Here is a 17,906-nt window from a genome sequence, read left to right as displayed (position 1 = left end):
CGGGAGCGCTTCGTGTCGGTAATCAAGAGCAGACATTCTATGCTGCGGCAAGTGTGGTCTATCTGAACCCGTTTATTCACCCGCCTGAACTGACTGACGGGCATACAGATAAGCGGTAGCCCTGGAAACGCCCAAATGCTGCGCGACGGTATCCATAGATTTTCGTACGTTAAGCAAACCGTCTTTGCGTAATTGTTGAATCAGTCGCTTACGGTCTTCAGGTTTAAGGGCGCGGGCCGTTGTGGCGCGCTTAGCTGCAAAGTCATCGATACGCTGGCGGATGACTTCATTACTACCAGGATCGATATGTTCCTTAACAGGCGAGTCTGTGGTTTCAGTAAAACGCGCGAGGGCGCTCTGCATGCCACGAAACAGCGTCATATCCACATTCAGACACAGTGCTGCTACGTATATGCCTTTTTCATCCTTGATGCCTATGGACGTGCTTTTCACCGGGCGGCCATCGGCAAACTGGTTGCTGTAGTTGGCAATGATACTGGGAAATTCAGGCGATGCGATTCTGGCCAGGCCAAGCTCTGTTGCCGGTTGGCCGGGTTCACGTCCTGACAGGTTATTATGGATGGATAAAATGGCATGTTCAGGATTTTTGAGATCATGAACTACCACTTCGCAAAATGGAGAAAAGGTCTCACTCAAGCCCCTGGCGATAGTATCAATTTGGCAGAGAAGTGAGTTGTTGTCGGTTTTTGGCATGCCAGTCTCCTGCGGTGATGCCTGTTGCCACGATTGCGAGCAGTTTACAGTGAGCTGGGCCCGCTTTTCCAGACGGGAATGTACAGACAATAGTAAGGTATCCGCTTAGCAGATACCTTTTCGATCACCCGGCAAGGAATTCACTGTAACGGCTGATATCCACGTTGCCACCGCTGATGATAATGCCGATTTTCTTACCACGCAGTTCAGCTTTACGCGCTCTGGCGGCGGCGAAACCCAGGCAACCGGTCGGCTCCACGACAATTTTCATTCGTTCAGCGATAAATTTCATTGAGGCGACTAATTCATCGTCTGAGACAGTCAGAATATCGTTCACGTTTTGCTGGATAATTGGAAACGTAATATTCCCGAGATGTTGAGTTTGAGCGCCGTCAGCAATGGTTTTAGGTGTATCGATATGAACAATTTTGCCGCTGCGAAACGACTGTTGACCATCATTTCCTGCTTCGGGCTCGACGCCATAGATGATGCAGTCAGGAGACAAATGTCGCGCTGCCAGTGCGGATCCTGAAAGCAGCCCGCCGCCGCCCAGACACACGAAAAGAACGTCTAACTGACCTACTTCCTCAATCAGCTCTTTTGTGGCGGTGCCCTGGCCCGCAATCACGTGCGGATGGTCGTAAGGCGGGATTAGCGTCAACCCGTGTTTTTCTGCCAGGTCCCGGCCAATTTTTTCACGATCTTCGCTATAGCGATCGTACATCACCACATTTCCGCCATAGCCTTTTGTTGCGGCAACTTTAGCTGCCGGGGCATCATGCGGCATGATAATGGTCGCCGGGATCCCCAACAATTTTGCCGACAGGGCAATGGCCTGCGCGTGGTTGCCGGAAGAAAAAGTAACGACGCCCGCAGCGCGTTGTTCCGGGGTGAACTGGCGCAACGCATTCATGGCGCCGCGAAATTTAAACGCGCCCATTCTCTGGAAGTTTTCGCACTTGAAGAAAACTTCAGCAGCAAATTCTTCATTAACCGTTCGGGAGGTCATCACCGGCGTTCTGTTGGCATAATCGGCGATGCGTTCTGCCGCAGCGGCCACATCGTTATAATCTGGCAGTGTCATTTCAGTCATTGTTGTTCACCTGTATGTCGTTAAACGTTACGCTTGTGGGGCCAACGCAATGGCTTCAACTTCCAGCGCGAAGCCATAATGAAGCTCAGCAACGCCTGCTACGGCACGGGATGGGCGGAAATCACCGATCCATTCTCCATAGATTTTGTTAAACGTCGGCCACTGGTTCATATCCGTCACATAGACGCGAACAGACACCAGATGCTGACGGGAAACTCCAGCACCCGCCAGACAAGCATCAATATTCTTGAGTACCAGTCGGGTTTGATCTTCAAAAGAGGCATCCGCTTTTTTCTCGCCATCAAAAGTAACCGGCAACTGCCCCGAAATGAAGACGAAGCCGCCAGCCGTTGTACTGTGCGAGTAATGACCTGCTGGCGGGAAGCTTCCGGCAGATGAGTTCAATGTAATGTCCACGGACATAAGAAATCTCCTGTAGCTGATGGTGATTCACTTTGTATAAAATAATACTGTTTGTCTTATTTATACGCTTTCATACTGCTTTCGGCTAGTGGTAGTTTTCGCGGGTGATAATTTTGTGAACTATTGCAAACGCGGCACACGCTATATCGCCATCGTGAGGTGGCGAAAAGGGGGGGCTTTTGATGAGGGGGACGGCAGGAGAGTGTAGCAGCGCCCCGAAGTGGGGCGTCTGGGGGAAAATATTAGCCGATATGACCGTGGTTAATCTTACTTAATGGTTCATTGATATCGAAGATTTTGAACGTCACGTCTGTCACGCCTAAATGCTTCAGGCGGGCCGTGTGTTTTTTGATATAGGCCAGCGCGGTGTTTTCATCCTGGAACAAGTAGATGCCACCCGCTTCATTATTTGCTGCGTTTTCGGTCCAGATTTTCCAGATGAACCCCGGCTCCTGGTTGATTGACTCGGCCAGTTCAACGAGCTGATTCGACATCTCAGCCCCAAACGGACCATGAAAATCAAAGTGTATCTGTACGAGTTTGTTCGACATAAATCCTCCATGGATGGGTTAATTCGGGTAAGGCTGTTAGCGCAACAGCACGTGACCCGTCAGATAAGTTACAGCTTGTCCGCCGATGTAAACACGCGTTCCTGTCAGTTGGCAGCGTAAATCCCCGCCGCGTGCCGAGACCTGGCGCGCCAGCATCTGTGTTTTGTTCAGTTTTGCAGCCCAGTAAGGGATCAGCATGCTATGTGCCGAGCCTGTGACGGGGTCTTCCGCAACGGCTTCGCCCGGGCAGAAGAAACGGCTGACGAAATCGTATTCCCCATCACCCGGTGCGGTGATACAAACCATTTTCCCCAGCGGAAGCATGGCGTGGATGTTTGGGCGCACAGCCTCAACCTGCTGTTGATTCTCCAGCACCACCATGTAATCGCGTGCGACGCGCACCTCTTTGTATTCTGTGATGCCTAATGTTTCCAACAATAAGGTGGGCGGCTCGACAGGTTCACTTTGCCAGGCCGGAAAATCAAGCGTCAGCCATTCACCGCTGCGTGTGACCGTCAGCGGACCCACAAACCGGGTAGCAAAATGGAGGGTAGTGTCCGGGTAATCCAGATGTTCAAAGATGACATGCGCGGCGGCCAGAGTGGCATGCCCACACAGATTGATTTCTCCCTGAGTGGTAAACCAACGCAGCTCAAAGCCATTTTCCTTGGCGACAAAAAAAGCAGTTTCAGACTGGTTATGCTGCTGCGACATTTTTAATAATGTTTCATCGGGCAGCCAGTCAACGAGCGGACAGACTGCTGCGGCATTACCGCCAAACGTCGTGGTGGTAAAGGCATCTACCATGTAAAAATCGATTTGTTGCACTGTGTAACCCTCTCATCGCACTCGGGATAATCCACACTCTATCATGCAATGATTGCCATGGGTTAAGCGCGCCGATTCGCCTGGCTGGTCAAAATTCGTTATCATCCGTTCCCACACTTTATCCAGGCCGCTCATGTCTACGATCCTCGATACCTTCATTGCCCCACCTTGTCATGACGAGATAGAGATCCTCTATCAGGACGAGCACCTGGTGCTTATCAATAAACCCAGCGGGCTGCTTAGCTTGTCGGGGAAAAATCCGCAGAATCTTGATTCGGTACATTACCGGCTGGTACAGATTTACCCCGACTGCACGCTGGTTCATCGGCTTGATTTTGGGACTTCAGGGCTGATGGTGGTTGCCCGCAACAAGGCTATCAATGCCGCGCTTTGCCAGCAGTTTAGCCAGCGTACGGTCACTAAGGTTTACAGCGCGCTGTTATGCGGACATCTGGAAAACGATGAAGGGATTATCGACGCAGCGATTGCCAAAGACCCGGCGCTGTTTCCACTGATGTCGATTTGCGCTATTAACGGCAAACCTGCCCGCTCGCGCTATCAGGTTATTGAGCGCTTTTATCACCCCCTGGAGGAGGGGACTTTACTCCCCTTGACGCGCGTACAACTGACGCCTGAAACTGGGCGAACCCATCAACTACGGATCCACTGTCAACAGTTGGGGCATCCTATTTTGGGGTGCGATTTGTATGGCGGGCGTCTACTGCCAGGCACTGAACTAACCCCGCGGCTGATGCTGCATGCCAGTGAGTTGCATTTCAGGCATCCTGTCCACAAACAGTGGGTGAATGCCGAAAACGCCAGCCCCTTCTGAAGCGGTAAAAAAGCCGCCAGATGGCGGCTGTTATGGGGTTATCGCGCGGCGCGTTGTAAAATAACTGCTGACGGCTGGCGTTGTAGAAACCGCATGCGCAGCATCATCAGTATCGCCGCAGAGGTCAGGCCGATAATAAAGCCCATCCAGAATCCCGCCGGTCCCATCCGGTCAACGACCAGGTCGGTAAGCGCCAGAATATAACCGCTTGGCAAACCCAGCACCCAGTATGCCGTAAAGGTAATAAAGAAAATGGAACGCGTATCTTTATAACCACGCAGGATACCGCTGCCAATAACCTGGATAGAGTCCGATATCTGATACACCGCGGCCAGTAACATGAGCTGCGCCGCAAGAGCGACTACCTCCGGGTTATTGTTGTAGAGCAGGGCTATGTGCTCGCGGAATGTCACGGTGAAAATCGCCGTTACCATCGCCATGCAGACCCCGACACCCAGACCCGTTCTGGCGGCAGTTTGCGCATCCAGTGTTGATCCCTGGCCCAGACGATAACCGACACGAATGGTGACGGCTGCAGCCAGAGACATCGGCAGAACGAACATTAACGAGCTGAAGTTCAGTGCGATCTGGTGTCCGGCTACGTCGACAATCCCCAACGGGGAAACCAGCAGCGCCACCACCGCAAACAGCGTCACTTCGAAAAATAGCGCCAGCGCGATAGGCAAACCCAGTTGAATCAGACGTTTCATTACGGCGGTGTCCGGTTTCTGGAAACCACGCTCATTACGAATATCGCGCATCGAGCGTGCGCGTTTTACGTAAGACAGCATGGCGATAAACATCACCCAGTAAACCGCTGCCGTAGCTACGCCGCAGCCCACGCCGCCCAGTTCCGGCATGCCTAAATGCCCATAAATGAAAACGTAGTTAACCGGAATGTTCACCAGCAGGCCGAGAAATCCCATCACCATCGCCGGTTTCGTCTTGGCCAGACCTTCACACTGGTTACGGGCTACCTGGAAGAACAAATACCCAGGCGCCCCCCACAGCAACGCGCGCAGGTAGCCGACGGCTTTATCCGCCAGCGCCGGGTCAATATTATGCATGGAGTGAATAATGTAGCCTGCGTTCCATAGCACTACCATTATCAGAATGGATACGCTGCCCGCCAGCCAGAATCCCTGGCGTATTTGATGGGCGATTCGATCCCGGCGTCCGGAACCATTGAGTTGCGCAATTACTGGCGTCAATGCCAGCAGTAGTCCGTGACCAAACAGAATGGCCGGCAGCCAAATGGACGTACCAATGGCGACGGCCGCCATATCCGTGGCGCTGTATCCGCCCGCCATGACGGTATCAACGAATCCCATTGCGGTTTGAGCGATTTGCGCAAGAATCACCGGAATTGCCAGAGCTAATAACTGACGCGCTTCACTTACATACTTTTGCACGTGTACACCACTATATTGTTGTTATTTGAGAGACTAAAAAAGCCGCCTTATCTGGCAGCAAGGAGAAAATGCAGGGGAAATTTCAGTCTATTGTAGCGAGGAATACGTAATTCTCCAGTGAAAAAACAGGCAGGCGCGGCGCATTGCTGGCAACCTGAATTTCCACCTGCTATTGTGCTGTGCAGAGATGTCTTAATTGAGTTCAGGAGTTTGAAGTATGTTTACGGGTATTGTGCAGGGCACCGCGAAATTGGTGTCCATTGATGAAAAACCAAATTTTCGTACGCATGTCGTGGAGTTGCCTGAATATATGCTGGATGCGCTGGAGACTGGTGCTTCGGTTGCTCACAATGGGTGCTGCCTGACGGTCACCGAAATTAACGGTAACCAGATAAGCTTTGATCTGATGAAAGAAACGCTGCGCATCACCAATTTGGGTGACCTGAAGGTCGGTGATTTGGTCAACGTTGAGCGGGCGGCAAAATTCAGCGATGAAATTGGCGGACATTTAATGTCGGGCCACATTATGACTACCGCCGAAGTGTCGAAAATTCTGACCTCTGAGAACAACAGACAGGTGTGGTTTAAGGTTCAGGATCCATCGCTGATGAAATATATCCTGTACAAAGGATTTATCGGTATTGACGGTATCAGCCTGACGGTCGGTGAAGTGACGCCGACGCGCTTCTGTGTGCATTTGATCCCGGAAACGCTGGAGCGTACGACGCTCGGCAAGAAAAAGCTGGGCGCGCGGGTCAACATTGAAATTGACCCTCAAACTCAGGCGGTGGTTGATACCGTTGAGCGTGTGCTGGCGGCGCGTGAAAGCGCCATCAGTCACGTCACGGGCGAATCGGGAGCGTAAGCCTGAGTGTCAAGCCCCCGTTGGCTCGGGGGCGATAACGATTAGCGGGGAACGCGCAGACCGTGTTCAACGCCGCGGGAAAATACCACCTGCCATAGCTGAATGTCACGAGCACGAAACGCCCCGGCGCAGGCGTTCAGGTAATAGCTGAACATCCGTTTGAAACGTTCGGTATAGTTATCGGCGATTTCGGGCCAGGATCTCATGAAACGCTCGTGCCAGGCCATCAGCGTTGTATCGTAATCCGCGCCAAAATTATGCCAGTCTTCCATCACAAAATGTGGCTCGCTGGCGTTAGCTATCTGGCGAACTGACGGTAAACAGCCGTTCGGAAAGATATATTTATTGATCCACGGGTCAACGTTATTGTCGGTCTTTTTGGAGCCGATGCTATGCAGCAAAAAGAGACCGTCAGGTTTTAAATTACGATCGACCACCTCAAAATAGGTGGCGTAGTTCTTCGGCCCCACATGCTCAAACATGCCCACGGAGACAATGCGATCAAATTTGTCGTTCAGGTCTCGGTAGTCCTGCAGCAAAATGGTGACATCCAGCCCCGCGCAACGCGCCTGCGCCATTTTCTGCTGTTCTGCCGAAATGGTCACACCCACTACGCTAACGCCATACTGTGATGCCATAAACTGGGATAAACCGCCCCAGCCGCAGCCAATATCAAGCACCCGCATTCCTGGCTTCAACTGCAGCTTTTCAGCAATCATTTTTAGCTTCGCCTGCTGGGCAGATTCCAGGGTGTCGGCATCTTTCCAGTAGGCGCAGGAATACTGCATATAAGGGTCCAGCATGCGGGTAAAAAGGTCGTTGCCTAAATCGTAATGTTCTTTACCGACGACCCACGCACGTTTTTTGGTCTGTAAATTGAACAGGCGGGCCGTGGCGATACGTAGCGTATCTTTAAAGTGGCGGGGGAGTTGGTTTTCAAGACCCGCGCGCAGGACTTTACTAAAAAACATGTCCAGCCGGTCGCATTCCCACCAGCCATCCATATAACTTTCACCCAACCCTAACGATCCTTCCTGTAATACGCGTTTGAAAAAATCGGGGTTTGTTACGCGAATATCCGCCGGTGCCGGGCCATTAATGGTAATGCCTGCACGGCTCAATAATTCATTGGTGATGCGGTACCAGTCATCATCCGGTACGCTGACGTCTTCTATACACGATGAACTCATAGCTTCTCCATCACTGGTCGGTGATCAGAACCTTAAAACAGCGTAGACGCTTTTTTGGGCTTTGTGAGAAATCTCACGGAATTAATCCGCGAATCTATAATCCGACGTAGAACAGAGGAAGGGAGGAACCCTTGCCGAAAAGGCCATCCGTGGAAAAACGGGAACGTTCTTGTCACCGTTAATACATAGAAATTATCGTTATTTTTAACAACCGGAAATCAGTATAGGCCTGATTTTTTATCGATTCAACTGATAATTGTTAGCGGGCTAATTAATTGCCCGCAACAATCTTTAGTGAGACTCACCGTGGGCAATTTGTGCACGATCATCTGTTTGCGGGGCGTCAGCTTTCTGTGATTGCATTTTGTAACCCACGCCCGCCAGCAGCACCGTTGTCAGCATCACGCTGGTGGTGGTGAGCAGTGGGGTGGCGATTAACCAGGAAACCACAAGGCTTGCGAGGAAGCATAAACCCAGTTGCAGCGTGTTCTGCAATGCGGCTGCGCGTCCTGTTGCTTGTGGGAAAGGACGTAATGCTTGCGCGACGACGATAGGATAGATTGCCCCGTTAGCGATCGCCATCACACAGAATGGGATCAGGATTTCAGCCAGCGCAACATGATGAATAAAGCCGGTTGCCCAGGTGGCCACAACGCTGATGGCATACAGAATGAGTAACCAGGGCAGCAGTTGACGGCCCTGCCATTTTTGCAGCGCAGCGCGGCAGCCGTAACCACCGATTAAGAAAGCGATAGTTTGCGGAACATAGCTCAGGCCAATCACCGCTGGACTGTAGCCCATTTCGCTGAGGATGAACGGGGAACCCGTCAGCCATGCGAAAAAGCTTGCGGAACAGGCGGCATAAATCAGCACGTTTCCGCGGTAAGTTTTCGAGCGTAGCAAGGTGGCGAACGTCAGTTTGTCCTGGCTGTCGTCGCGTGCTTTAACCGTCGGTTTTAAGCGCAGTGCAGGAAGCATCAGAATTAGGGTAATAGCAAAAAGGGTGGCGAAAATGGCCTGCCAGGAAAAATGTACCAGGATCCAACTGCCTAGTAATGGTGCTAATGCCGGAGATAATCCGACCAGCGGCATAATGGTGGCAAAGATGCGGTTTACTTTTTGTGAAGGATAATAATCGGTGACCAACGCCTGCCAGATAACCGATGCAGCGCAAACACCAACGGCCTGGACAAAGCGCAGCACCAGCAGGCCGGTGGCGTTTTCAACCCACAGCATGCCCAGACTGCCCAGTGCAAAGATAGATAAACCCAGTAGCAAAATAGGTTTGCGACCGTAGTGGTCGGAAAGTGGCCCCCACAAAAGTTGCGCGACGGCAAAACCGGCTAAGAACAAGCTAAGGCTGGCGCTGACGGCAGATGCAGGTGTTTGCAAATCGGACTGAATTGCGGCAAAGGCGGGCAGATACATATCCGTTGCCAGAAAGCCGAGCACGCTAAGACCTGCCAGCCAGACTAAAAACCCTTTCCCAGGTTGCATCATCATTTCTCTTTTTTTAGCAATAGAACAATGCCGCTGAGTGTAGTGAGTGTAATTCTCGCTGTGAAACGCTAATATTTGCTTACTGATTTCAAATTTTTTGCAGGCAGAATATGTGGTCGGAATATTCACTTGAAGTGGTTGATGCCGTTGCGCGTAACGGCAGCTTTAGTTCTGCCGCCCAGGAGTTGCACCGTGTACCCTCCGCGGTAAGCTACACCGTACGTCAACTGGAAGAGTGGCTGGCGGTGCCGCTTTTTGAGCGGCGCCATCGGGATGTGGAATTGACGCCTGCTGGCGCATGGTTTCTTAAAGAAGGCCGCTCTGTTATCAAAAAAATGCAGATCACTCGCCAGCAATGCCAGCAAATTGCCAACGGCTGGCGCGGGCAACTGGCGATCGCAGTCGATAACATTGTCCGCCCAGATCGTACCCGACAAATGATCGTCGATTTCTATCGTCATTTTGACGATGTGGAACTGTTGGTTTTCCAGGAAGTCTTTAACGGCGTCTGGGATGCGCTGTCCGATGGGCGCGTTGAGCTGGCAATCGGCGCCACGCAGGCGATTCCGGTGGGGGGCCGCTATACCTTCCGCGACATGGGAATGCTGAGCTGGAGCTGCGTGGTGGCTAGCCATCATCCGTTGGCGTCAATGCCCGGGCCGCTGAGTGATGACACGTTGCGCAACTGGCCGTCACTGGTGCGTGAAGATACCTCCCGTACGTTGCCAAAGCGTATTACCTGGCTGCTGGATAACCAAAAGCGCGTTGTGGTGCCAGACTGGGAATCTTCCGCTACCTGTTTGTCTGCAGGGTTGTGCGTCGGCATGGTACCGACGCATTTTGCCAAACCGTGGATCGATAGCGGCAAATGGGTTGCGCTACAGTTGGAGAATCCATTTCCTGATGCCGCATGCTGCCTGACATGGCAACAGAACGATACGTCGCCGGCATTGAGCTGGCTGCTGGATTATTTAGGGGATAGTGAAACGTTGAACAAGGAATGGCTGCGGGAGCCAGATGAGGCCCCCGCGCAACAGGCTTAGCGGCGGTAATCGCGGAACGGGCCGTCGGCAACCGAGCGGCGTTCTACCAGACGCGGATGCACCTCGATAGATTGTGACTCTTCGCGCTTATTCACGATACGGTCTAACAACATGTTGAAGGCCGTTTCACCCAGCGAATCTTTCGGCTGGTGAATAGTCGTCAGGGCCGGCGTGAAGAAGCGGGCGTTGCGCACGTTGTCGTACCCGATAAGCGAGACATCCTGCGGTACGCGCAGTCCCATCTCGTCAGCGGCGCACAGTGCACCCATCGCCATAATATCGCCACCACAGAAGACGGCGGTCGGACGATGCGACTGTGACAAAATTTGCTGCATGGCGCGATAGCCGGACTCAGGTTCAAAATCGCCCTGCACAATCCAGTTTTCAGGCACTTTAATCAGCGCTTCTTCCATCGCTTTCATAAAACCAGCCAGACGCCCGGCTCCGGTGTTACGTTCCATTGGGCCAGGGATCACGCCAATCTCACGATGACCACGTTCTACCAGATACCGACCTGCCATGTAACCGCCTTCGAAGGCGTTATCAATGACCGTATCGGTAAAGTCGGCTTTTGCTTCGCCCCAGTCCATGACGACCATCGGAATATGGCGATACTCTTCGAGCATCGTCAGCAGCGGCTCCGGATACTCGGAACACATCACCAGCAGACCATCAACGCGCTTTTGCGCCATCATCGACAGATAGGCCTGCTGTTTTTCGAGACTGTTCCATGCGTTACCCAGAATCAGGGTATAGCCTTTCTGGAAACAGTTTTTCTCAACGGCTTCGATAATTTCAGCGAAATAGGCCGCTTCGCTGCTGGTGGCCAACAAGCCAATAGACTTGGTGTGATTCACCTTCAGGCTGCGTGCCACTGCGCTCGGAGAATAGTGCAGCTCTTTGATCGCCGCCCAGACAGCATTACGCGTTTCTTCCGCGACAAAGCGCGTTTTGTTAATTACGTGTGATACGGTTGTAGTGGAAACGTTTGCTCGCTTCGCTACATCTTTAATTGTTGCCATTACATCTCACTCCAGACCATATCCTAAGCTCCTGAGAATACTCCAGGTAAACGTTTGCCTTTACACACCCTTAGCGCAACGTAAGGGTTGCGGCACGCCGGGAAAACGACACGGAACGTCAGGAAGGGGTCAATGGCCGGTACGCTAATCAAGTAAGCGTGGAATTTTGTCTGATCTTAACGAAAAGGGGAAGAGTTAAAAGCAGTTATCAATATAAATCGTGAGAGATTTTTGCTTTCAAGTGTGTAAAAATGCGCAATATCACTTTTTGTGTGGGAATAAAAAGGAGAAAACTTGATGAGCACCGATCTGAAATTTTCGTTAGTAACTACCATTATTGTTCTGGGCTTGATCGTCGCGAGTGGCCTGACCGCAGCGCTGCATTGATTTCCCCGAGGGAGTTAATTCTCCCTCATCCTTTCCGCTGGCTTTTCCACTCTATTGTTTGCGAATAAGCAAAAGTCTTTTGCAGTTTTGTTAACTTTATTAATTTTGCGATCAATGTCATGCTTTTGACTCTTATTTTATGTCGCGCCATGGCTCGACGTTACGGAGTCGCAATATGAAACTCAATTTTCCATTACTGGCGCTGGCGATCGGCGCGTTTGGCATTGGTACCACCGAATTTTCGCCAATGGGATTATTGCCCGTCATAGCCAAAGGTGTGGATGTCTCGATTCCGGCGGCCGGCATGTTGATCAGCGCGTATGCGGTTGGCGTAATGGTGGGCGCTCCGCTGATGACATTATTGCTGTCTCATCGTGCGCGACGTAATGCGTTGATATTCCTGATGGCGATTTTTACGCTGGGTAACGTGCTCTCGGCTATCTCACCGGATTACACCACGCTGATGTTATCGCGTATTTTGACCAGTCTGAATCACGGGGCATTTTTTGGTCTTGGCTCTGTGGTTGCTGCAAGCGTGGTACCCAAACATAAGCAGGCCAGCGCCGTGGCAACCATGTTTATGGGGTTAACCATTGCCAATATTGGCGGAGTTCCGGCGGCAACCTGGCTTGGTGAAACCATCGGCTGGCGCATGTCGTTTATGGCAACGGCGGGTCTTGGGGTCATCGCGATGGTCAGCCTGTTCTTCTCATTACCCAAAGGTGGGGCAGGAGAGCGCCCGGATGTCCGTAGTGAACTGGCGGTACTTATGCGCCCGCAGGTGCTGTCGGCACTGCTGACGACCGTTCTGGGCGCCGGGGCGATGTTCACGCTTTATACCTACATCTCACCGGTGTTGCATACTATCACCCATGCCACACCGGCATTTGTCACCGGTATGCTGGTGCTGATAGGCGTTGGCTTCTCGATCGGTAACTACTTTGGCGGCAAACTGGCTGACCGTTCAGTGAACGGTACGCTGAAAGGCTTTTTACTGCTGTTGATGGTTATTATGCTGGCCATTCCTTTGCTTGCGCGAAATGAGCTGGGCGCGGCGGTCAGTATGGTGGTCTGGGGCGCGGCGACGTTTGCCGTCGTTCCACCGTTGCAGATGCGTGTGATGCGCGTTGCCAGCGAAGCGCCTGGATTATCATCCTCAGTCAATATTGGCGCATTTAACCTGGGGAACGCACTGGGTGCCGCAGCCGGTGGGGCGGTGATTTCCGGTGGTTTAGGCTACAGTTTTGTGCCGGTGATGGGGGCGATTGTGGCGGGGCTTGCGCTGCTGCTGGTCTTTATCTCGGCGCGGAAACAGCCTGAAGAGGTCTGTACTGCCACTCATTAAAACTAAAACGCAGAAGGGTTCCCTTCTGCGTTATCTTTTTATGCTGCGAAGTTCTTCGCAACAAATTCCCAGTTCACCAGCGCCCAGAAGTGCTCCAGGTAACCTGGACGGGCATTGCGATAATCGATGTAGTAGGCGTGTTCCCATACGTCAACGGTCATCAGCGGCGTCGCGTCGGTGGTCAGCGGAGTACCCGCGTTGGAGGTGGAAACGATAGCCAGTTTGCCATCCGTTCCTTTAACCAGCCAGGTCCAGCCAGAACCGAAGTTTTTGATAGCGGCGTCGGTAAACTGCGCTTTGAAATCCGCAAAGCTGCCAAAGGAGGCGGCAATTGCCTCGGCCAGTTTACCGGTTGGTTCGCCACCTGCGTTCGGTGCCAGGCAGTTCCAGTAGAACGTGTGGTTCCAGACCTGTGCTGCGTTATTGAAGACACCACCTTCAGAGCTACGTACGATCTCTTCCAGTGATTTACCTTCAAACGCAGTGCCTTTAATCAGGTTGTTCAGATTGGTCACGTAGGTTTGATGGTGTTTGCCATAGTGGTATTCCAGCGTTTCGGCAGAAATATGCGGTGCCAGAGCATCTTTGGCATACGGTAATGCAGGTAATTCAAACGACATTGCTTCTCTCCTTATTATTTATATTGAGTACACACAATAGCCTCATTGTGAGTAAGGATAGGGTAGCAAATTGAAAGGTTATGCAAAAGAAGAACTTATCCTACAGCATGTTCTGTAGGGTAAGTTTTTAGCGAATTGTTTTTGGCGTCATTACCCGACGAGCGCCCACATAGTGGCGCTGCCAGTAATCTTCACTCAGAGAGGTGATTTGAATTTCCTGCCCGCTTCGCGGTGACTGAATAAACTTACCGTTGCCAACATACACGCCAACGTGATCGGCGGTTCCGCGACCCTGGGTACGGAAAAAGACCAGATCGCCATTTTTCAGTTCGCCACGTTCGATCGGCGCGGCATCGCGCAGGTGATACATTTCGTTCGCGGTACGCGGAATGCGGAATTTCACCAGATCTTTATAGGCGTAATAGACCAGTCCGCTGCAGTCAAACCCGGTTCTTGGTGAGGTGCCGCCCCAGCGATAAGGTTTGCCGATTTGGTTCATCAAGGTAGACATGGCGGTTTTAGTCGCTTTCTGCACTTTCACTTTATGCGCGTCAGCAAGCGTCGTTGGGGTGGTGGTTTTCACCTTCACACAGCGCGGCTTATGGCCTTTGCGCGGTGTACATTTTTCAGTCCAGGTAACGGCAGCAGTTTGTGCTGCGGCAGTTTTACCACGACGATTTACAGTTTTAGTCGACTTTGCCGGAGCGGCTGTGCGTTTTTTTGAAGAGGAAGCGGTTTTGGTGCTGGTTTTACTGGTGGTCTTTGTCGCCGTTTTCTTGCTGGTCTTTGTTGTTTTTTGGCTGGCTGTAGCGCTTTTCTTTTTATCTACCGTTTTGATGGTGTGAGAATTGGTAGGTGTCGTCCTGGCCTGCTTGGAAGCATGAGCCATAGGCGTAAAGGGCAGTGTAGTAAAAAGTAAAGCACAGAGCGTGATCGAGATTCGGTTTATCCGCGCCACTGAGCAGTCCTCTGGTAAGGCAGGTCTATCGTGCCTGCGTGTGATTTTCAAAACTTGATGATTCTAATCTATAGAAAGAGGGAAAGTTAATAGCTTTTTTTGTTTAAACTTATGTTTCGTAACCGACCGCAAAAAAAAACAGCAATTAACGTAGGAGTTGGTGAACGGATAATCAAATCCACAGCCTTTAAAGGGATAAATGAGATTGTGAATGCAACTTTTAGCGTCAGGGGATAAAATAATAACGCGTAATGAAAATGTTATTTTCCGTTGCCTGTCTGACCCGCTACAATGTCAGACTACTGCCGTAAAAGAAGTTTAAGGAAGCAAGATAATGAGCACCACTATCGAAAAAATCCAGCGCCAGATCGCTGAAAACCCGATTCTCCTGTACATGAAAGGTTCCCCTAAACTGCCAAGCTGCGGTTTCTCCGCACAGGCTGTGCAGGCGCTGTCCGCCTGTGGTGAACGCTTTGCTTATGTTGATATTCTGCAGAACCCGGATATTCGCGCCGAGCTGCCGAAATACGCAAACTGGCCGACCTTCCCGCAATTGTGGGTTGACGGCGAGCTGGTTGGCGGCTGTGACATTTTGATCGAAATGTACCAGCGCGGTGAGTTGCAGCAGCTGATTAAAGAAACAGCGGCGAAATACAAAACTGAAGAGCCGGACGCTGAGTAATATCAGCAGAAGTAAAAAAGCGACCTGAAATGGTCGCTTTTTTTATGTCGCCGTTACGCTTCTTCAGGTACGGGAAGAGGCCAGCCGCCGAGACGTTTCCAGCGGTTAACGATTTCACAAAACAGCACGGCAGTACGTTCGGTATCATACAGCGCCGAGTGCGCCTGATTCCCGTCAAATTCCATTCCCGCCGCCAGACACGCTTTTGACAACACCGTCTGTCCCAGTGACAGGCCGCTTAATGCCGCCGTATCAAAGGTGACAAACGGATGGAACGGATTACGTTTCAGCGAGGCGCGTTCTGCTGCAGCCATCATGAAACTGTGGTCGAACGTAGCGTTGTGCGCCACCATGATCGCCCGATTGCAGCCGCTGTCTTTAATGCCTTTACGCACCATTTTGAAGATGGCATGCAGAGCGTCATATTCGCTGACCGCGCCGCGTAGCGGATTGTTAGGGTCAATACCGTTAAAGGCGAGGGCCTCCGGCTGCAAATTCGCGCCTTCAAACGGCTCTACGTGGAAATGTAACGTCGTGTCCGGCATCAGCCAGCCTTGTTCATCCATTTTCAGTGTGATGGCTGCGATCTCAAGCAGCGCATCGGTTTTGGCATTAAACCCTGCGGTTTCGACATCAATGACGACAGGATAAAAACCACGAAAACGGTCACACAGACCGGAAAGTTGAGCGTTATCGGACATCTGGGTCTCTTAATACGGGAAAATTGCAGCGCGTATTATGGCAAAATGATGAGTATAAAACTACGGGCACAGACGATCTGTGCCCGAGGGGGAGGTTAGTCGCCCAGGCCGCGCCCGGCGTCTTTCTCTTCAATCAGCTCAATTTTGTAACCGTCGGGATCTTCAACGAACGCGATCACTGTAGAGCCGCCTTTTACCGGACCTGCTTCACGCGTAACGTTACCGCCATTCTGGCGAATGCGTTCACACGCCTCGGCTGCGTTGTCTACGCTCAGGGCGATATGGCCGTAGGCGGTGCCCAGCTCATACTTGTCGACACCCCAGTTATAGGTCAATTCGATCACGGCTTCACTGGTTTCAGGGCCGTAACCGACAAAGGCCAGAGAATATTTGTATTCAGGGTTTTCGCTGGTCCGCAGCAGTTTCATGCCCAGCACGTTGGTATAAAACTCGATGGAACGCTGCAGGTCACCCACGCGCAGCATGGTATGAAGTAAACGCATCTTTTTCCCCTTCGAAAATGGCTAATACATTCAAAATGTTGTTTTAGTATAGCGGCGTTGTTACGCCGCTATCAATGGCAGAACGGAGATTGTGACGTTAGAGGGTAGGATAATCGGTGTAACCTTCCGCGCCGCCGCCGTAGAAGCTTTCGGCACGTTGCGGATTCAGCTCAGCTTTACGCTGCAGGCGAGCCACCAGATCCGGGTTAGCGATATAGGCGCGACCAAAAGCAACGGCGTCGATCAGGCCTTTCTCGATCAGCGCTTCTGCTTTTTCAGGCGTGTAGGCGCCCGCGCCAATGATCGGGCCGTGGAAACGTGCGCGAACTTTTTCGCGGAACGCGTCGGAATACGGCTCGCCACCGGCCCAGTCTGGTTCAGACATGTGCAGGTAAGCAATTCCGCGTTTGCCCAGTTGTTCAATCAGATACAGCGCATCAGCTTCTTCGTTTGGGCCGTTGTCAACGTTCTGGAAAGAGCCAATCGGGGAGACGCGAATACCAATACGATCGGCGCCCCATTCCTTAATTCCTGCATCGACAACTTCCAGCACCAGCCGCGCACGATTTTCGACGCTGCCGCCGTATTGATCGGTACGCTGGTTAGACGTTGGTGACAGGAACTGGTGCAGCAGGTAGCCGTGAGCGGAGTGCAGTTCAACCATGTCGAAGCCCGCTTCGCGCGCGTTGGCAATAGCCTGACGGAAGTCATTAACGATGCCCGGAATTTCTTCGGTTTCCAGTGCGCGCGGCATTGAGGTATCGGCACGCGTTGCCAGACCGTTTTCATCGCGCAGTGAGGTGCGGGTACCGGCGCTAATCGCAGAAGGTGCAACAGGAGCCTGACCGTTTGGCTGCAGACTGGCGTGAGAAATACGCCCAGTGTGCCACAACTGGACAGCAATATGGCCTTGCTCTGCGTGTACGGCCGCGGTGATTTTCTTCCATGCGGCGATTTGCGCTTCGCTGTGTATGCCGGGTGCCCCTGCATAGCCTTTCGCCTGTGCGGAGATCTGCGTCGCTTCGCTGATGATAAGACCTGCGCTGGCGCGTTGACGGTAATACTCGACCATTAGCGGAGTAGGGATGTCGCCAGGCTCAATACTGCGCAGACGCGTCAATGGCGCCATGAATACGCGGTTTGCTGCCGTAATGGCACCCACCTTCAGCGGGGAAAACAGTTTTTCAGATGACATGTGATACTCCTGAATAGACCGGTCGTCTAGTAATAAAAGAAA

Annotated in this window: 20 protein-coding genes; 6 read left to right on the top strand and 14 right to left on the bottom strand. The window is 52.0% G+C overall.

What is annotated here, in order from left to right; all coding sequences use genetic code 11:
- Window positions 1–72: 72 nt before the first annotated feature.
- From OGV80_RS10685 to OGV80_RS10665, 5 genes are all read right to left on the bottom strand, one after another.
- On the bottom strand, window positions 73–714 hold the full coding sequence (locus tag OGV80_RS10685) for a helix-turn-helix transcriptional regulator (RefSeq protein WP_087050602.1): 642 nt from the start codon (window positions 712–714) through the stop codon (window positions 73–75).
- Between the two features lie 124 nt (window positions 715–838).
- A complete protein-coding gene (locus tag OGV80_RS10680; protein WP_080625134.1) occupies window positions 839–1,807 on the bottom strand; it encodes a threo-3-hydroxy-L-aspartate ammonia-lyase in 969 nt (322 codons plus the stop codon).
- 27 nt (window positions 1,808–1,834) lie between these two features.
- Entirely contained in the window at window positions 1,835–2,230 is a 396-nt protein-coding gene (locus OGV80_RS10675) for a RidA family protein (protein ID WP_087053235.1), read from the bottom strand.
- Between the two features lie 242 nt (window positions 2,231–2,472).
- The gene (locus OGV80_RS10670) at window positions 2,473–2,781 is read right to left on the bottom strand and encodes a monooxygenase (RefSeq protein ID WP_043016447.1); all 309 of its coding nucleotides are present in this window, start codon (window positions 2,779–2,781) and stop codon (window positions 2,473–2,475) included.
- A 36-nt stretch (window positions 2,782–2,817) separates the two neighbouring features.
- Window positions 2,818–3,609 carry a PhzF family phenazine biosynthesis protein gene (locus tag OGV80_RS10665; protein ID WP_043016446.1) on the bottom strand — a complete coding sequence of 264 codons (792 nt, stop codon included), beginning with the start codon at window positions 3,607–3,609 and terminating at the stop codon, window positions 2,818–2,820.
- 133 nt (window positions 3,610–3,742) lie between these two features.
- On the opposite strand from OGV80_RS10665, the gene OGV80_RS10660 reads away from it, so the two are divergent.
- Entirely contained in the window at window positions 3,743–4,441 is a 699-nt protein-coding gene (locus OGV80_RS10660) for an RluA family pseudouridine synthase (protein ID WP_080625135.1), read from the top strand.
- Window positions 4,442–4,479: 38 nt separating this feature from the next.
- Here the strand turns inward: OGV80_RS10660 and mdtK are convergent, their stop codons facing one another.
- Window positions 4,480–5,853, bottom strand: a complete 1,374-nt coding sequence (mdtK, locus tag OGV80_RS10655; RefSeq protein ID WP_047411470.1) for an MdtK family multidrug efflux MATE transporter — start codon at window positions 5,851–5,853, stop codon at window positions 4,480–4,482.
- A gap of 217 nt (window positions 5,854–6,070) precedes the next feature.
- On the opposite strand from mdtK, the gene OGV80_RS10650 reads away from it, so the two are divergent.
- Window positions 6,071–6,718 carry a riboflavin synthase gene (locus tag OGV80_RS10650; RefSeq protein WP_043016443.1) on the top strand — a complete coding sequence of 216 codons (648 nt, stop codon included), beginning with the start codon at window positions 6,071–6,073 and terminating at the stop codon, window positions 6,716–6,718.
- 41 nt (window positions 6,719–6,759) lie between these two features.
- Here the strand turns inward: OGV80_RS10650 and cfa are convergent, their stop codons facing one another.
- Both cfa and punC read right to left on the bottom strand, forming a co-directional pair.
- The gene (cfa, locus tag OGV80_RS10645; protein ID WP_043016442.1) at window positions 6,760–7,908 is read right to left on the bottom strand and encodes a cyclopropane fatty acyl phospholipid synthase; all 1,149 of its coding nucleotides are present in this window, start codon (window positions 7,906–7,908) and stop codon (window positions 6,760–6,762) included.
- 291 nt (window positions 7,909–8,199) lie between these two features.
- Window positions 8,200–9,405 (bottom strand): purine nucleoside transporter PunC, encoded by a 1,206-nt coding sequence (punC, locus tag OGV80_RS10640; protein WP_043016441.1) that lies wholly within the window; start codon window positions 9,403–9,405, stop codon window positions 8,200–8,202.
- A 113-nt stretch (window positions 9,406–9,518) separates the two neighbouring features.
- Between punC and punR the strand changes: the two genes are divergently transcribed.
- Window positions 9,519–10,451: a DNA-binding transcriptional activator PunR gene (gene punR / locus OGV80_RS10635; protein ID WP_043016440.1), complete on the top strand. Its 933-nt coding sequence runs from the start codon at window positions 9,519–9,521 to the stop codon at window positions 10,449–10,451.
- On the opposite strand, the gene purR is transcribed toward punR, so the two are convergent.
- The gene (gene purR, locus OGV80_RS10630) at window positions 10,448–11,473 is read right to left on the bottom strand and encodes an HTH-type transcriptional repressor PurR (protein ID WP_043016439.1); all 1,026 of its coding nucleotides are present in this window, start codon (window positions 11,471–11,473) and stop codon (window positions 10,448–10,450) included. The two genes, punR and purR, sit on opposite strands and share 4 nt — an antisense overlap.
- A gap of 297 nt (window positions 11,474–11,770) precedes the next feature.
- Here purR and cydH point away from each other — a divergent pair, with 297 nt between their 5' ends.
- Together cydH and OGV80_RS10620 are read left to right on the top strand one after the other, a co-directional pair.
- On the top strand, window positions 11,771–11,860 hold the full coding sequence (cydH, locus tag OGV80_RS10625; RefSeq protein ID WP_072036634.1) for a cytochrome bd-I accessory subunit CydH: 90 nt from the start codon (window positions 11,771–11,773) through the stop codon (window positions 11,858–11,860).
- 175 nt (window positions 11,861–12,035) lie between these two features.
- The gene (locus OGV80_RS10620) at window positions 12,036–13,205 is read left to right on the top strand and encodes an MFS transporter (protein ID WP_087053237.1); all 1,170 of its coding nucleotides are present in this window, start codon (window positions 12,036–12,038) and stop codon (window positions 13,203–13,205) included.
- Window positions 13,206–13,243: 38 nt separating this feature from the next.
- On the opposite strand, the gene sodB is transcribed toward OGV80_RS10620, so the two are convergent.
- Both sodB and OGV80_RS10610 read right to left on the bottom strand, forming a co-directional pair.
- Window positions 13,244–13,825 (bottom strand): superoxide dismutase [Fe], encoded by a 582-nt coding sequence (gene sodB / locus OGV80_RS10615; RefSeq protein ID WP_048211764.1) that lies wholly within the window; start codon window positions 13,823–13,825, stop codon window positions 13,244–13,246.
- Window positions 13,826–13,952: 127 nt separating this feature from the next.
- The gene (locus tag OGV80_RS10610; protein WP_043016436.1) at window positions 13,953–14,783 is read right to left on the bottom strand and encodes a C40 family peptidase; all 831 of its coding nucleotides are present in this window, start codon (window positions 14,781–14,783) and stop codon (window positions 13,953–13,955) included.
- 334 nt (window positions 14,784–15,117) lie between these two features.
- On the opposite strand from OGV80_RS10610, the gene grxD reads away from it, so the two are divergent.
- Window positions 15,118–15,465, top strand: coding sequence for a monothiol glutaredoxin 4 (grxD, locus tag OGV80_RS10605; protein WP_003832760.1), 348 nt, complete (start codon window positions 15,118–15,120; stop codon window positions 15,463–15,465).
- A 53-nt stretch (window positions 15,466–15,518) separates the two neighbouring features.
- Here the strand turns inward: grxD and rnt are convergent, their stop codons facing one another.
- From rnt to OGV80_RS10590, 3 genes are all read right to left on the bottom strand, one after another.
- Window positions 15,519–16,166: a ribonuclease T gene (rnt, locus tag OGV80_RS10600; protein ID WP_003029200.1), complete on the bottom strand. Its 648-nt coding sequence runs from the start codon at window positions 16,164–16,166 to the stop codon at window positions 15,519–15,521.
- Window positions 16,167–16,261: 95 nt separating this feature from the next.
- Window positions 16,262–16,669, bottom strand: a complete 408-nt coding sequence (gene gloA / locus OGV80_RS10595) for a lactoylglutathione lyase (protein WP_043016435.1) — start codon at window positions 16,667–16,669, stop codon at window positions 16,262–16,264.
- A 97-nt stretch (window positions 16,670–16,766) separates the two neighbouring features.
- Window positions 16,767–17,864, bottom strand: coding sequence for an alkene reductase (locus OGV80_RS10590; protein WP_043016434.1), 1,098 nt, complete (start codon window positions 17,862–17,864; stop codon window positions 16,767–16,769).
- Between the last annotated feature and the right edge of the window lie 42 nt (window positions 17,865–17,906).

It is taken from the genome of Citrobacter sp. Ce119 (genome assembly GCF_030334525.1).
In the GTDB taxonomy this organism is placed as follows: Bacteria; Pseudomonadota; Gammaproteobacteria; order Enterobacterales; family Enterobacteriaceae; genus Citrobacter; species Citrobacter europaeus.
The sequence above is the reverse complement of the archived record's forward strand: the minus strand, read 5'-3'. Positions and strand labels throughout refer to the sequence as shown.

Bases quoted from the DNA above. Each gene is read 5' to 3' on its own strand.
- OGV80_RS10685 (WP_087050602.1), bottom strand. From the start codon at position 714: ATGCCAAAAACCGACAACAACTCACTTCTCTGCCAAATTGATACTATC.
- OGV80_RS10680 (WP_080625134.1), bottom strand. From the start codon at position 1,807: ATGACTGAAATGACACTGCCAGATTATAACGATGTGGCCGCTGCGGCA.
- OGV80_RS10675 (WP_087053235.1), bottom strand. From the start codon at position 2,230: ATGTCCGTGGACATTACATTGAACTCATCTGCCGGAAGCTTCCCGCCA.
- OGV80_RS10670 (WP_043016447.1), bottom strand. From the start codon at position 2,781: ATGTCGAACAAACTCGTACAGATACACTTTGATTTTCATGGTCCGTTT.
- OGV80_RS10660 (WP_080625135.1), top strand. From the start codon at position 3,743: ATGTCTACGATCCTCGATACCTTCATTGCCCCACCTTGTCATGACGAG.
- OGV80_RS10650 (WP_043016443.1), top strand. From the start codon at position 6,071: ATGTTTACGGGTATTGTGCAGGGCACCGCGAAATTGGTGTCCATTGAT.
- cfa (WP_043016442.1), bottom strand. From the start codon at position 7,908: ATGAGTTCATCGTGTATAGAAGACGTCAGCGTACCGGATGATGACTGG.
- punC (WP_043016441.1), bottom strand. From the start codon at position 9,405: ATGCAACCTGGGAAAGGGTTTTTAGTCTGGCTGGCAGGTCTTAGCGTG.
- punR (WP_043016440.1), top strand. From the start codon at position 9,519: ATGTGGTCGGAATATTCACTTGAAGTGGTTGATGCCGTTGCGCGTAAC.
- purR (WP_043016439.1), bottom strand. From the start codon at position 11,473: ATGGCAACAATTAAAGATGTAGCGAAGCGAGCAAACGTTTCCACTACA.
- cydH (WP_072036634.1), top strand. From the start codon at position 11,771: ATGAGCACCGATCTGAAATTTTCGTTAGTAACTACCATTATTGTTCTG.
- OGV80_RS10620 (WP_087053237.1), top strand. From the start codon at position 12,036: ATGAAACTCAATTTTCCATTACTGGCGCTGGCGATCGGCGCGTTTGGC.
- sodB (WP_048211764.1), bottom strand. From the start codon at position 13,825: ATGTCGTTTGAATTACCTGCATTACCGTATGCCAAAGATGCTCTGGCA.
- grxD (WP_003832760.1), top strand. From the start codon at position 15,118: ATGAGCACCACTATCGAAAAAATCCAGCGCCAGATCGCTGAAAACCCG.
- rnt (WP_003029200.1), bottom strand. From the start codon at position 16,166: ATGTCCGATAACGCTCAACTTTCCGGTCTGTGTGACCGTTTTCGTGGT.
- gloA (WP_043016435.1), bottom strand. From the start codon at position 16,669: ATGCGTTTACTTCATACCATGCTGCGCGTGGGTGACCTGCAGCGTTCC.
- OGV80_RS10590 (WP_043016434.1), bottom strand. From the start codon at position 17,864: ATGTCATCTGAAAAACTGTTTTCCCCGCTGAAGGTGGGTGCCATTACG.